This window comes from Streptomyces sp. H27-C3, assembly GCF_030063415.1.
In the GTDB taxonomy this organism is placed as follows: domain Bacteria; phylum Actinomycetota; class Actinomycetes; order Streptomycetales; family Streptomycetaceae; genus Streptomyces.
Window position 1 is genome coordinate 1 of sequence record NZ_JASITA010000080.1, and the last position, 12,500, is coordinate 12,500.

The 12,500-nt window shown below is 71.5% G+C and carries 14 protein-coding genes; 3 read left to right on the top strand and 11 right to left on the bottom strand.

The genetic code is table 11. The features are described from left to right. Positions 1–159: 159 nt before the first annotated feature. Positions 160–1,785 (bottom strand): chaperonin GroEL, encoded by a 1,626-nt coding sequence (gene groL / locus QMK30_RS37350; protein ID WP_283522785.1) that lies wholly within the window; start codon positions 1,783–1,785, stop codon positions 160–162. Positions 1,786–1,888: 103 nt separating this feature from the next. Next, on the bottom strand, positions 1,889–2,197 hold the full coding sequence (groES, locus tag QMK30_RS37355) for a co-chaperone GroES (protein WP_283522786.1): 309 nt from the start codon (positions 2,195–2,197) through the stop codon (positions 1,889–1,891). 401 nt (positions 2,198–2,598) lie between these two features. On the opposite strand from groES, the gene QMK30_RS37360 reads away from it, so the two are divergent. Further along, the gene (locus QMK30_RS37360) at positions 2,599–3,066 is read left to right on the top strand and encodes a DUF6234 family protein (protein WP_283522787.1); all 468 of its coding nucleotides are present in this window, start codon (positions 2,599–2,601) and stop codon (positions 3,064–3,066) included. Between the two features lie 331 nt (positions 3,067–3,397). Here the strand turns inward: QMK30_RS37360 and QMK30_RS37370 are convergent, their stop codons facing one another. Next, complete coding sequence (locus QMK30_RS37370) at positions 3,398–4,318, bottom strand: polysaccharide deacetylase family protein (protein ID WP_283522788.1); 921 nt, start codon at positions 4,316–4,318, stop codon at positions 3,398–3,400. 109 nt (positions 4,319–4,427) lie between these two features. Here QMK30_RS37370 and QMK30_RS37375 point away from each other — a divergent pair, with 109 nt between their 5' ends. Continuing rightward, complete coding sequence (locus tag QMK30_RS37375) at positions 4,428–5,636, top strand: class I SAM-dependent methyltransferase (RefSeq protein ID WP_283522796.1); 1,209 nt, start codon at positions 4,428–4,430, stop codon at positions 5,634–5,636. A 15-nt stretch (positions 5,637–5,651) separates the two neighbouring features. Here QMK30_RS37375 and QMK30_RS37380 read toward each other — a convergent pair whose 3' ends face one another. Genes QMK30_RS37380 through tsaB form a run of 4 tightly spaced genes read right to left on the bottom strand, consistent with a single transcriptional unit; the run spans position 5,652 to position 8,221 of the window. Further along, complete coding sequence (locus QMK30_RS37380) at positions 5,652–5,918, bottom strand: hypothetical protein (RefSeq protein WP_283522789.1); 267 nt, start codon at positions 5,916–5,918, stop codon at positions 5,652–5,654. Then, positions 5,915–7,054, bottom strand: coding sequence for a tRNA (adenosine(37)-N6)-threonylcarbamoyltransferase complex transferase subunit TsaD (tsaD, locus tag QMK30_RS37385; RefSeq protein WP_283522790.1), 1,140 nt, complete (start codon positions 7,052–7,054; stop codon positions 5,915–5,917). The genes QMK30_RS37380 and tsaD overlap by 4 nt, the downstream gene beginning before the upstream one ends. Continuing rightward, positions 7,047–7,550, bottom strand: coding sequence for a ribosomal protein S18-alanine N-acetyltransferase (gene rimI, locus QMK30_RS37390; protein ID WP_283522797.1), 504 nt, complete (start codon positions 7,548–7,550; stop codon positions 7,047–7,049). The genes tsaD and rimI overlap by 8 nt, the downstream gene beginning before the upstream one ends. Before the next feature lie 17 nt (positions 7,551–7,567). Beyond that, positions 7,568–8,221 carry a tRNA (adenosine(37)-N6)-threonylcarbamoyltransferase complex dimerization subunit type 1 TsaB gene (gene tsaB, locus QMK30_RS37395; protein WP_283522791.1) on the bottom strand — a complete coding sequence of 218 codons (654 nt, stop codon included), beginning with the start codon at positions 8,219–8,221 and terminating at the stop codon, positions 7,568–7,570. A 173-nt stretch (positions 8,222–8,394) separates the two neighbouring features. Between tsaB and QMK30_RS37400 the strand changes: the two genes are divergently transcribed. Beyond that, positions 8,395–8,934 (top strand): hypothetical protein, encoded by a 540-nt coding sequence (locus QMK30_RS37400; protein ID WP_283522798.1) that lies wholly within the window; start codon positions 8,395–8,397, stop codon positions 8,932–8,934. An 85-nt stretch (positions 8,935–9,019) separates the two neighbouring features. On the opposite strand, the gene QMK30_RS37405 is transcribed toward QMK30_RS37400, so the two are convergent. From QMK30_RS37405 to alr, 4 genes are all read right to left on the bottom strand, one after another. Further along, positions 9,020–9,193 (bottom strand): hypothetical protein, encoded by a 174-nt coding sequence (locus tag QMK30_RS37405; RefSeq protein ID WP_283522792.1) that lies wholly within the window; start codon positions 9,191–9,193, stop codon positions 9,020–9,022. 127 nt (positions 9,194–9,320) lie between these two features. After that, entirely contained in the window at positions 9,321–9,890 is a 570-nt protein-coding gene (gene tsaE, locus QMK30_RS37410) for a tRNA (adenosine(37)-N6)-threonylcarbamoyltransferase complex ATPase subunit type 1 TsaE (protein WP_283522793.1), read from the bottom strand. Continuing rightward, on the bottom strand, positions 9,862–11,097 hold the full coding sequence (locus QMK30_RS37415) for an alpha/beta fold hydrolase (RefSeq protein ID WP_283522794.1): 1,236 nt from the start codon (positions 11,095–11,097) through the stop codon (positions 9,862–9,864). Before QMK30_RS37415 ends, tsaE begins: the two co-directional genes overlap by 29 nt. 85 nt (positions 11,098–11,182) lie before the next feature. Then, positions 11,183–12,346 (bottom strand): alanine racemase, encoded by a 1,164-nt coding sequence (gene alr / locus QMK30_RS37420; protein ID WP_283522795.1) that lies wholly within the window; start codon positions 12,344–12,346, stop codon positions 11,183–11,185. Between the last annotated feature and the right edge of the window lie 154 nt (positions 12,347–12,500).

Genomic DNA, 12,500 nt, shown 5'->3' on the forward strand with positions numbered 1-12,500 from the left:
CGCCTGGGACCTCCGCCTCCGGCGTTGTCGTCAGTCGCGATGGCTCCGCCATCACTCCCTCCTCCGCCTTGGATTCGAAGGCCCCAGACGTCGCTCCTTCTCCCACTGTCAATCGCGGGTGAGGTCGCTACACCTACCGCCGGTTCACTGAAGCGAGCCTCAGTGGGAGTGGCCGTGGCCACCCTGACCGGAGTCGCCCTCGTCGTCGGCAGGCTTCTCGACGACCAGGGTCTCGGTCGTGAGCAGCAGCGACGCGATGGACGCGGCGTTCTCCAGCGCGGAGCGGGTGACCTTGACCGGGTCGATGACGCCGGCCTTCACCAGGTCGCCGTACTCGCCGGTCGCGGCGTTGAAGCCCTGGCCCTTGTCGAGCTCGGCGACCTTGGAGGTGATGACGTAACCCTCAAGACCGGCGTTCTCGGCGATCCAGCGCAGCGGCTCGACAGCGGCGCGGCGGACGACCGCCACACCGGTGGCCTCGTCGCCGGTCTTGCCGAGGTCGCCATCGAGGACCTTGACGGCGTGCACCAGAGCGGAGCCACCACCGGAGACGATGCCCTCCTCGACCGCGGCGCGGGTCGCGGAGATGGCGTCCTCCAGACGGTGCTTCTTCTCCTTGAGCTCCACCTCGGTGGCTGCGCCGACCTGGATCACGCACACGCCGCCGGCCAGCTTCGCGAGGCGCTCCTGGAGCTTCTCGCGGTCCCAGTCGGAGTCCGTGGACTCGATCTCGGCCTTGATCTGGTTGATCCGGCCGCTGACTTCCTCGCTCTTGCCGCCACCGTCGACGATCGTGGTGTCGTCCTTGGTGACGGTCACGCGGCGGGCGGAGCCGAGCACCTCAAGGCCGGCCTGGTCGAGCTTGAGGCCGACCTCCTCGGCGATGACCGTGGCGCCGGTCAGCGTCGCGATGTCACCGAGCATGGCCTTGCGGCGGTCGCCGAAGCCGGGGGCCTTCACCGCGACGGCGTTGAAGGTGCCACGGATCTTGTTGACGACGAGGGTGGAGAGCGCCTCGCCCTCGACATCCTCGGCGATGATCAGCAGCGGCTTGGAGCCACCCGCCTGGATGACCTTCTCCAGCAGCGGGAGCAGGTCCTGGATCGAGCCGATCTTGCCCTGGTGGATCAGGATGTACGGGTCGTCGAGGACGGCCTCCATACGCTCCTGGTCGGTCACCATGTACGGCGACAGGTAGCCCTTGTCGAAGGCCATGCCCTCGGTGAAGTCGAGCTCCAGGCCGAAGGTGTTGGACTCCTCGACGGTGATGACACCGTCCTTGCCGACCTTGTCCATCGCCTCGGCGATGAGCTCGCCGACCTGCGGGTCCTGGGCGGAGAGCCCGGCCACAGCGGCGATGTCGGCCTTGTCCTCGATCGGACGGGCAGTCGCGAGGAGCTCCTCGGACACGGCCTTGACCGCGGCGTCGATGCCCTTCTTCAGGGCAGCCGGGGAGGCGCCGGCGGCGACGTTGCGCAGGCCCTCGCGGACCAGCGCCTGGGCCAGCACGGTGGCGGTGGTGGTGCCGTCACCAGCGATGTCGTTGGTCTTGGTCGCCACCTCCTTCACCAGCTGGGCGCCCAGGTTCTCGAACGGGTCGTCGAGCTCGACCTCGCGGGCGATCGTGACACCGTCGTTGGTGATGGTGGGTGCGCCGAACTTCTTGTCGATGACGACGTTGCGGCCCTTGGGGCCGATCGTCACCTTCACCGTGTCGGCAAGCTTGTTGACGCCGCGCTCAAGGGCACGACGGGCGTCCTCGTCGAACTTCAGGATCTTCGCCATGGGAGCTGTTCATTCCTCTCAAACGTCAAACGAACTGCGCCCCGGACCGCCCGGCAATTGCAGGGAGGCCAGGGGCGCAGATCAAAAGCGATGCTTCGGTGAATTACTTCTCGATGATCGCGAGCACGTCGCGAGCGGAGAGGACGAGGTACTCCTCGCCGTTGTACTTCACCTCGGTGCCGCCGTACTTGCTGTACAGCACGACATCGCCGACGGTGACGTCGAGCGGGAGGCGGTTGCCCTCCTCGAAGCGGCCCGGACCCACGGCCAGGACGACGCCCTCCTGGGGCTTCTCCTTGGCGGTGTCCGGAATGACCAGGCCGGAGGCCGTGGTCTGCTCGGCATCGAGCGGCTGGACCACAATGCGGTCCTCAAGCGGCTTGATGGCAACCTTGGAACTGGCTGTCGTCACGATCCGGTCTCCCCCTTCGGAGATCTCACGGGGTTAACAAATTTGGGTGGCGACCAGGTGGGCCCGTCGTCGCGGGAAGCCGGACCTGCCAGTCGCACTGTTGGCACTCACCAGTGGAGAGTGCCAGAAGCGAGACTATGACGCGGTTAGCACTCGGTCAAGCGGAGTGCCAATCGAGCGCCGCCGAGCGGGGTCCGGCCGGGGGCGGATACGGGCTGCGGGCGGCGCCCCCTGCCGCGCGACCGCACTGCGGTTCGAAAGGTTCGACCGCGATCGAGCTGTGGTTCGGCCTTGCTCCGGACCGGGGTTCGGCCACGGTTCGACCACGATCGTGACCACGGTTCGACCACGATACGGACAACGCTCCGCCGGAGCGTGCGGTTCCGTACGACAGTGCCGTCATGTCCGCCGACACCGCTCCACACCGCCCCGCCGCCGGGGCCCACGGCTGGGCCGACCCGTTGACCGGGCTCCTGCTGCTGGTCCTCGACGCGGCGGCCTGCGTCGTCGCCGCCTTCATGCTCGCCATGCGCGAGTGGGGCCGGGGCGCGGGCGCGCAGGATCCCAAGTCGCCCGAGCCCCCGGAACCGCCCCCGGTGGACTGGGTGCCGACGGTCACCGTCGGAGCGATCGCTCTGCTCGCGGCGGCCGTCGGGGTCGCCCTGCTGTGCAACAACTGGCCGTTCGCCGGGAGCTTCCAGCTGGTCGCGGCCCTGGTGATCTGCCTGGCCGCGGTAGTCCTCGCGCGCGAGGACTACCGGGAGCGCCACCCCGAGCCCACACCCACGTCCTCGTACGACCCCGGAGTGACCGGCCACCAGTGCCTCAGCGGTGGCGACAACAGCGAGTGCCAGGACAGCGGCGGCTGAGAGTCCGCCCCGGGCTCCCGCCCCGACTCCCGCCCCGACACGCGCGCGGGCTGCTTCCCGCGGTCCGTGACGGAGGGGTGCGCGCGCTTACGGGCCGGGGGCGCGGAGGCGGGAGCGGGCGCCCCAGGCGCACCCCTGTGCGCGTGCGCCTGGGCGGGGAGAGGGACGGGGACGGCCGAGGGAGACGCACCGGCCCGCACGGCCGTCTTCGGCGCCACACTGCGGGCCGCCTTCCTCCCCAGCCGCTCCAACGGGTCCACTGACTGCGCGCACCCGGTGAGTACGAGCGCGCCGGCCGCCACAAGTCCGGTCAGCAGCCGGTGCGCGTGTCTCACAGGTAGTCCTCCAGTTTGGCCACGGCGTAGCCCTTGTCGGTGATCGTCTTCATGACCCGCCGGACCATGTCGGGCATCGAGCCCTTCCAGTCGCCGCGGCCCCGGAAGTGGGTGAGGACGATGTCACCGGGGTGCAGGTCGCGGTCCCACTCCCGCCACTCCATCCGGTCGGGAAACGCCTCGGCGGCCCACAGGGGCACGGCCTTGACGCCGCAGGACCGGGCGGCGCGCAGGGTGTCGGCGTTGTAGTTGCCGTACGGCGGCCTGAAAAGCGGGGGCCGCTTGCCGAACTGCTTCTTGATGACGGCCTGCTGGCCGCAGATCTCGTGCTTCTGCTGCGCGTAGGAAAGGCCGGGCAGGTAACGGTGGTTGAGGGTGTGGTTGTGCAGGGAGACACCGCGGCCCTGCATCTTCCTGAAGTAGTCGTAGTCCCCGCGCGCCAGGTAGTCGCTGAGGAAGGCGCTGTACGGGATGTCCAGCTCGGTCATCATCCGCAGCAGCTCGGGGTCCTTCTCCGCACCGTCGTCGATCGTCAGGAAGACGACCCGCTCCTTGACGGGGACGGTGGTGAAGACGGGCGGCATTCCGGCCCCGGCCCCGAAGCCCTTGCGGGTGGTGATCCGCGGCTTCTGTGCGGGCGGCGCGGGCGCGGCCAGCGGGACCTTGTCGAGGCGCCACTTCTTGGCGGCGGCGACCCGTGCGGCCTGGGCGCGCCGGATCGCCTCGGCGTATGCGGCGATCGAGCCCGCGGGCCCGGCGGGGAGCGCCTCTCGCGGCTGGCCGGGGGCGGGCTGCGCCGCCTTCCGGCCCGTTGTCGGCGGCTCGGTGGTGGCGCAGCCGGAGCCGATCGCGGTGACCAGGAGCAGGGCCAGGGCCATCAGGCGCGTGCGGCGTCTCCTGCCCCAATTTCTTGTCATTTCTTCGTTTTGTCGTACTAGTTGCATGGCGCTGGATCCTGTCAGCGCGCGGGCCCGCGACCCGGCCGACACCGCGACTCGGCGCGCGCCGTCCCCCGGCTGGCCCACAATTGACCGGGTGAACGCCCTCGATCCCCCCGACGCCCTGGAATCCTTCGTCGCCCTGCGCACCGAGGAGGGCCGCACCCTGCTCGCCGCGCTCCGCGACCACAGTCCCGCCGAGGAACTGGCCGCGGCGACCCGGCTGCGCCGCGATCATCCGGCCGCGCTGGTCTCGGCGGCGCTGGGCCAGGCACGGCTGCGGCAGCGGGCGGTGGCGAAATTCGGCGCGGAGGACGCGTACCGGATGTTCTTCACGCCGAACGGCGTCGAGCAGGCCACCCGCACCGCCGTCGCGACGTACCGCGCGGAGCGCTTCACCGCGCTGGGCGTGCGGAGCGTGGCCGACCTGTGCTGCGGGATCGGCGGCGACGCCATCGCGCTGGCCCGCGCCGGAATCTCGGTACTCGCCGTCGACCGCGACCCGCTGACGGCGGAGGTCGCCCGCGAGAACGCGGCGGCGCTCGGCCTGTCCGCCCTGATCGAGGTCAGGTGCGCGGACGTCACCGGCATCGACACCTCCCCGTACGACGCGGTCTTCGTCGACCCGGCACGACGGGGCGGCCGGGGCCGCATCTTCGACCCGGAGGCGTACTCCCCACCGCTGTCCTGGGCGATCGAGGCGGCCCGTACGCCCGCACACGCCGCACTCAAGATCGCTCCGGGCGTTCCGCACGAGGCGGTCCCCGACGACGCGGAGGCCGAGTGGATCTCGGACGGCGGGGACGTGAAGGAGGCGGTGCTCTGGTTCGGCACGGCCCCCAAGACCATCCGGGCCACCCTCCTCCCCGGCCCGCACACCCTCACCGGCACCGGCCTGCCGGATCCCGCGCCGGGCCCGGTCGGCCGCTACCTGTACGAGCCGGACGGCGCGGTGGTGCGGTCGCATCTGGTGGCTGAGGTCGCCGAGCAGGTCGACGGGCGTCTGATCGACGAGACGATCGCGTACATCACGGCGGACGGCCTGCATCCGACGCCCTACGCCACGGCCTACGAGATCACCGACCAGATTCCCTTCGGCCTGAAGAGGCTGAAGGCGCTGCTGCGGGAGCGGCAGGTCGGGATCCTCACGGTGAAGAAGCGCGGGTCGGCGGTCGAGCCGGAGGAGCTGCGGCGCCGGATGAAGCTTCAGGGGCGCAATTCCGCGACGGTGTTCCTGACCCGGGTGGCGGGCGCCCCGACGATCCTGATCGGGCACCCGGTTTCGGCGGGAGGGTAGGGGCGGGGGCGCCTGTCAGGGCTCCGGGGCGACCTCGACGGACTCGAAACGCCACCGGTGCACGGCCCGGCTGATCAAGTGGTCGGCGGGTTCGGGAAGTTCGGGCAGGTCCGCGTCGAACGGCGCGTCCCACCAGGTCAGGACCAGCACCCGGTCCTGCGGCGCCCGCAGGACCTCCCGGCGCACCGGCTCCGCCGCGAGCACCTGGGCGTGCACCCACTCCAGCAGTTCGGGGCCCTTGCCGTCGACGGCGCGGGCCTCCCACATCAGCGCGACGGTCATGAGTACAGATTGTCCTTACTGATCTCGTGCACATGATCGTGGCTGTGGCCATGGCCGTCCGCATGGCCAACCCCACCCCCGCCGCCGTGCCCACGCCCCGGCACGTGCGGCTCGGTGACCGGCAGCGACGAGTCCGCCGACAGGTCCCAGTCCGACGGCGCCCGGTTGCGCTTCACCATCTCCGCGCCCAGCGCCGCCACCATCGCCCCGTTGTCCGTGCACAGCCCGGGCCGCGGCACCCGCAGCCGGATGCCGGCCCGCTCGCAGCGCTCCGCCGCGAGCGCCCGCAGCCGGGAGTTGGCGGCCACACCGCCGCCGATCATCAGGTGGTCGACGCCCTCGTCCTTGCAGGCCCTTACCGCCTTGCGGGTCAGCACGTCGACAACCGCCTCCTGGAAGGACGCCGCCACATCGCGTACCGGCACGTCCTCGCCCGCCTTGCGCTTCGCCTCGATCCAGCGGGCGACGGAAGTCTTGAGCCCCGAGAAGGAGAAGTCGTACGGCGCGTCACGCGGACCGGTCAGACCGCGCGGGAAGGCGATCGCCTTCGGGTCGCCCTCGCGCGCGAGGCGGTCGATGACGGGACCGCCGGGGAAGCCCAGTTGAAGCACCCGCGCGATTTTGTCGAACGCCTCGCCCGCCGCGTCGTCGATGGTCGCGCCCATCGGCCGTACGTCGGAGGTGATGTCGGGGGCGAGGAGCAGCGACGAGTGGCCGCCACTGACCAGCAGCGCCATCGTCGGCTCGGGCAGCGGACCGTGCTCCAGTTGGTCGACGCAGATGTGCGAGGCCAGATGGTTCACGCCGTACAGCGGCTTGCCGAGGGCGTACGCGTAGGCCTTCGCCGCCGAGACGCCCACCAGCAGCGCCCCCGCGAGACCCGGGCCCGATGTCACCGCGATGCCGTCCAGGTCGGAGGCCGCGACCCCGGCCTCCTTCAGCGCGCGCTCGATGGTGGGGACCATCGCCTCCAGGTGGGCGCGCGAGGCGACTTCGGGGACGACGCCGCCGAAGCGCGCGTGCTCGTCGACGCTGGACGCGATCGCGTCGGCCAGCAGCGTGTGGCCGCGGACGATGCCTACGCCGGTCTCGTCGCAGGAGGTCTCGATGCCGAGGACGAGCGGTTCGTCAGCCATGGTGAATCTCGGTTCCTTGTACGGGGTTCGCCGGGTTTCCCGGGTCGGTGAGTCGCATCACGAGCGCGTCGACGCTGCCCGGCTGGTAGTAGCCGCGCCGGAAGCCGATCGGCTCGAAGCCGAAGCGCTCGTACAGCTTCTGCGCGCGCTTGTTGTCGACGCGTACTTCGAGCAGCACCTCGGTGCACTCGAAGGCGGTCGCGTGTCCCAGCAGATCGCTGAGCAGCCGGGCACCGAGCCCGGTCCCCCACTGGTCGCGGGCGGCGGCGATCGTCTGTACGTCGCCGAGTCCGCCGACGGCGGCAAGACCGGCGTACCCGACCAGCCTGCCGTTCCCGCCGTCCTCGTGGGGCGCCTCCGCGACCACATAGCGGCGGGTCGCCCGCGGTCCGCGCGCGTGGGCGAGCTCCGACCAGAACATGCCCGGCGACCATGCGTCGTCGGGGAACAGCTCAAGCTCCAGGGCGAGGACCGCGTCGATGTCCCACCAGCGCATCTCGCGCAGCACCGCGGTCACTTCGGGGTGACCACCTTGTAGTTCTTGGGCACCTGCGCGTCGGGCCGGCGCAGATACAGCGGCAGCGGCGGCAGGAAGTCCTGCCCCGCCGCCAGCATCCCGGCGGCCAGCGACGCCAGCGCTCCGGCCGACTGGTGCTCGGGGCCGCGCGCGTCGGGGAGGGAGTCGGGGTAGAGCAGCGCCCCCGCGCCGACCACCGGCAGTCCGGCGAGCTCGTCGGCGATGTCGGCGGGCCGGTCCACGGCGGGTTCCGTGACGCGGGTGCGGGCATCGTCGTACCGCGCCCAGTAGACCTCCTTGCGGCGCGCGTCCGTCGCCACCACGAAGGGCCCGGCCAGGCCCGACGCGTACGCGAGGCCGTCCAGCGTGCACAGCCCGTGCACCGGCACTCCCAGGGCGAGACCGAAGATCTCCGCCGTGGCGAGGCCGACGCGCAGCCCGGTGTACGGGCCGGGTCCGACGCCCACCACCACACCGGTCACGGCAGCGAGTTTCAGACCGGCCTCGGAGAGCACCCGGTCGACGGTGGGCAGCAGCAGCTCCCCGTGTCGGCGCGCGTCCACCTGATCGGCTTCGGCGACGACGGAGCGACCGTCGTGGAGGGCTACGGTGACGGCGGGCGTGGCGGTATCAACGGCGAGCAGGAGCACACAAACAGCCTACGGCCCGCGGGCGCCCCCTAGCACGGCGTCCCATGGCTCCCGCCGCCTGCTGCTAACGTCACCCCAAAGCCGCGCGCAGTACGAATATGAGCGCGATTACGAGCGCTGGCACGCGCACGACCATGAGGTGGAGCAAGGTGGCAAGGAGCAGCTCGGGAATCGTGGCCGGGCTCACCGCGGCGGCCCTCGCGGCCGTCGCTTTCCTCGCCTACCAGGCGTCGGCGAACGTACCCGCCAACCTCGCGGCGCCCAGCAGCTCCCCGTCGGTCAGCGCCTCGCCCAAGGAGAAGGCCCCCGGCAAGGACAAGGGCAAGGGCGCGCTCGCGGTCCCGGCCCAGTCGGGCGCGGGCGTACGGGTCATCTACTCGCTCGGCGACAAGCGGGTGTGGCTGGTGGGTGAGCCGGGGCAGAAGCCGCAGACCTTCGAGGTCATGCCGAGCACGGTCAGCCCGCCGCCCGGCACCTATCGGGTGACTTCGCGGTCGGGGGCCGTCACCGGCTCGGACGGCGTACAGATCGAGCACGTCGTACGCTTCACGAACGTCGAGAGTGTGTCGATCGGCTTCAGCTCGGCGGTCGACGGGACGATGGCGACGCCCAATCCGGCCACCAAGACGGGCGGCGTCCGGATGAAGCGGGCGGACGGCAACGCGATGTGGTCCTTCGCGACAGTCGGCGCCAAGATCGTCGTCGTACCGTAGAGCTCCGCGACCCGTCAGGACCGGCCTGCGCGGCGTCGCAGATTCGTCGTCGTACCGTAGAGCTCCACAACCCGTCAGGACCGGCCTACGCGGCGTCGCACCGCTCCTCGGCCGGCGCTGCCGGTACGGTGCGCGCGGCCTCTTCGCTCGGCGCGCGCCCGGGTGCCGGCGGGGTGGACACCGCGGTGGCCGCCGCGCACGACGCCAGCAGGTCACGCATGGACAGAGGCCGTGGCGCTTCGCGATCAGAAGTCGACATGGATACCTCCAGGGCTCCGGGAGCAGGCGTGGTTAGGTAGACCTAACCATGTCTCGGTACCCATGTGACCACGCCCGGTGCCGTCGACGCAACATCTTCCCGACGGATTGTCGGAACGTACGGAGCATCAGGCGCCCAGAGCCGCCAGGTCCTCCCCGGCCCAGCGCGCACCGACGCCGGTCAGGGTGACCTCGCGTACGTCGTCGGGATCACCCTCCGGGTCGCCGCCCGTGCCACCCGCCGCGTCGCCCATGGCCCGGGCGATGACCACATGCAGCCGGTTCTCGGACAGCTCCTCGACCTTGCCTTCGCCCCACTCCACGACGATCACCGACTCCGGCAGCGAGACGTCGAGGTCGAGGTCCTCCATCTCGTCGAGCCCACCGCCCAGCCGGTACGCGTCCACATGCACCAGCGCAGGACCGTCGCCGAGCGGCGGGTGGACCCGCGCGATCACGAAGGTCGGCGAGGTGACGGCGCCGCGCACGCCGAGCCCTTCGCCGAGGCCGCGCGTCAGCGTCGTCTTGCCCGCGCCGAGCTCACCGGTGAGCATCACCAGGTCGCCGGGGCGCAGCAGCTTCGCGAGGCTGCGGCCCAACTCCTTCATCCGGTCGGGGGACTTGACGGTGAGGGCGGCGGTGACAGCCGCCGTGGCAGTGGCTCCGGCGTCAGCGGCCGGGCTGTGCGGTGGTTCCATACGAACCCACGTTAGCGGCTGCCGGTACGGCGCCCACGCGGGCCAGCAGGTCCGCGAGCCGGTCGGTGACCACCTCAGGATGTTCGAGCATGACGAGATGCCCGGCGTCCGGGACGATCACCAGCTCGGAGTCCGGCAGCAGGTCCGCGATGCCCTCGCTGTGCTCGCTCGGCGTCACCAGGTCCTTGTCGCCCGCCAGCACGAGCACCGGCACCTCGGCGAAGATCTGCAGCGCCTGGGTCTTGTCGTGGTCGAGGAAGGCCGGGTAGAACTCGGCGACCACATCGATCGGCGTCCCCTCGATCAGCCGCTCAGCGAACCGCGCGACCGCCGGGTCGACGTCCTTCGAGCCGAAGGAGTAGCGCTTGATCAGGCCCGCGAAGAGATCGGCGGTGGCCCGTCGGCCACGCTCGACGATCTCGGCCTGCGCGCCCAGCGCGTTCAGTACACGCGGCAGCACCCGGCGCACGGCGTTCATCCCGGCCACCGGCAGGCCGAAGTTGACCTCACCGAGGTGCCCCGACGACGTACCGACGAAGGCGACACCGACAACGCGCTCGCGGATCAGCTCGGGGTACTGGTCGGCCAGGGCCATCATCGTCATGCCGCCCATCGAGTGCCCCACCAGCACCAGCGGCCCCTCGGGGGCCGCCGCGGCGATGACCGCCTTGAGGTCACGGCCCAGCTGGTCGATAGTGACCGCCACGCCCTGCGCCTGGCCCGCACCGCGCGCCGAGCGGCCGTGGCTGCGCTGGTCCCAGTGGACCGTACGCACCACCCCGCGCAGCGCGGCGCGCTGGAAGTGCCAGGAGTCCTGGCTGAGGCAGTAGCCGTGGCTGAAGACGACCGTGACCGCGGCCGGGTCCCTGCGGCCGAAGAGCCGGCGCTTGCGCGGGGCCGAGGTGCCGCCGTCCGGCTCGACCTCGTCCACCTCGTAGTAGATCTCGGTGCCGTCGTCGGCGGGGGCCCGTCCCGGCATGCCGCGCAGCGCGCCGTACGGGCCCGCCGAATCGAGCGCGAGCCGCGCCTTCTTGCGCAGGCCCCGGCCCACGGTCAGCCGCTCGATCGCGACACCGGCGGCGGCGCCCGCCGCGACCACGCCGATCGCGGCGCCGGCGACACCCGCCCGACGCCAGTTGCCGGCGGCGACAGCGGTGGCCGCCTCGGCCGCCACCTCCACCACGCTCGGCGCGCTGCTATCGCTCACGGTGCCGTTCTCCTAGCTCTGGGGCCGGCTTTCGGTCCGATCCGACCGACCGACTGCCCGGTCGACCGACTGACTGACTGACTGACTAGCTGTCGGGGTCCTCATGCACATAGACGCGCGGAACCCGCGATCCGATGCGCGTGACAATTTCGTACGCGATGGTGTCCGCCGCCCGCGCCCAGTCCTCGGCCGTCGGCTCGCCCCGGTCGCCGGGGCCGAAAAGCAGGGCCTCGGCACCCGGCTCCAGCATGTCGCCGTCCTCACCGAGGTCGACCACGAACTGATCCATCGCCACCCGGCCGGCGATCCGCCGCCACTTGCCGCCGACCAGCACGGGTGCGGTGCCGGACGCGTGACGCGGAATGCCGTCGGCGTACCCGGCGGGGATCAGGGCCAGCGTCGTCGCGCGGTCCGTGACGTAGTGATGCCCGTAACTGACGCCGTGACCCGTCGGAACCTGCTTGATCAGTGCCACGGACGCGGCGAGTGTCATCACGGGCCGCAGCCCGAGGTCGGCGGACGTCCCCAGTTCGGGGCTCGGTGAGACGCCGTACATGGCGATCCCGGTCCGTACGAGGTCGAAGTGCGTCTCGGGGAGGGTGAGCGTGGCCGGGGAGTTGGCGATGTGCCGCACCTCGGGGGCGACGCCCTCCTTCTCGGCGTACGCGACCATCTCGTGGAACAGGGCCAGTTGGGCGGCGATCGAGGGGTGGCCAGGCTCGTCGGCGCAGGCGAAGTGCGACCAAAGGCCGGTGACCTTCACCGCGCCCTCCGCCTCGGCGGTGAGGGCGTGGCGCACCAGCTCGGGCCAGTCGGCGGGCTGGCACCCGTTGCGCCCGAGTCCGGTGTCGGCCTTGAGCTGCACCCGCGCCGTACGTCCGACCGCGCGCGCGGCATCCACGACCTCGGTGAGCGCCCACATCCCGCTGACGGCCACGTCGATGCCCGCTTCGACGGCCGCGCCCCAGGGCCCGCCCGGAGTCCACAGCCAGCACAGCAGCGGCCCGTCGAACCCGGCTGCGCGCAGGGTCAGCGCCTCCTGCGGGGTCGCGATCCCCAGCCAGGTCGCCCCGGCGTCGAGGGCCGCCCGCGCACAGGGCACCGCGCCGTGCCCGTACGCGTCCGACTTCACCACGGCCATGAGCTGGGCGTGGGGCGCACGGGCACGCAGAACCCGGACGTTGGCGCGCAGCGCCGCCAGGTCGATCTCGGCGCGGACGCGCATGGGGGTGTGAGTCATCGCGGTCATCGCGCCAAGTGTCTCAGAGCCCTACGACACCCCTGCCGACCAGGAGGCCGAGTCATTCACCGCGCCCGGCGAATTCAGCCCGTCCGGCGTCCCCGGCATTTTCAGCCTGTCCGGCGCTTGAGACCGGGGTCCGGGACTCCGCCCTCGTCCGGAC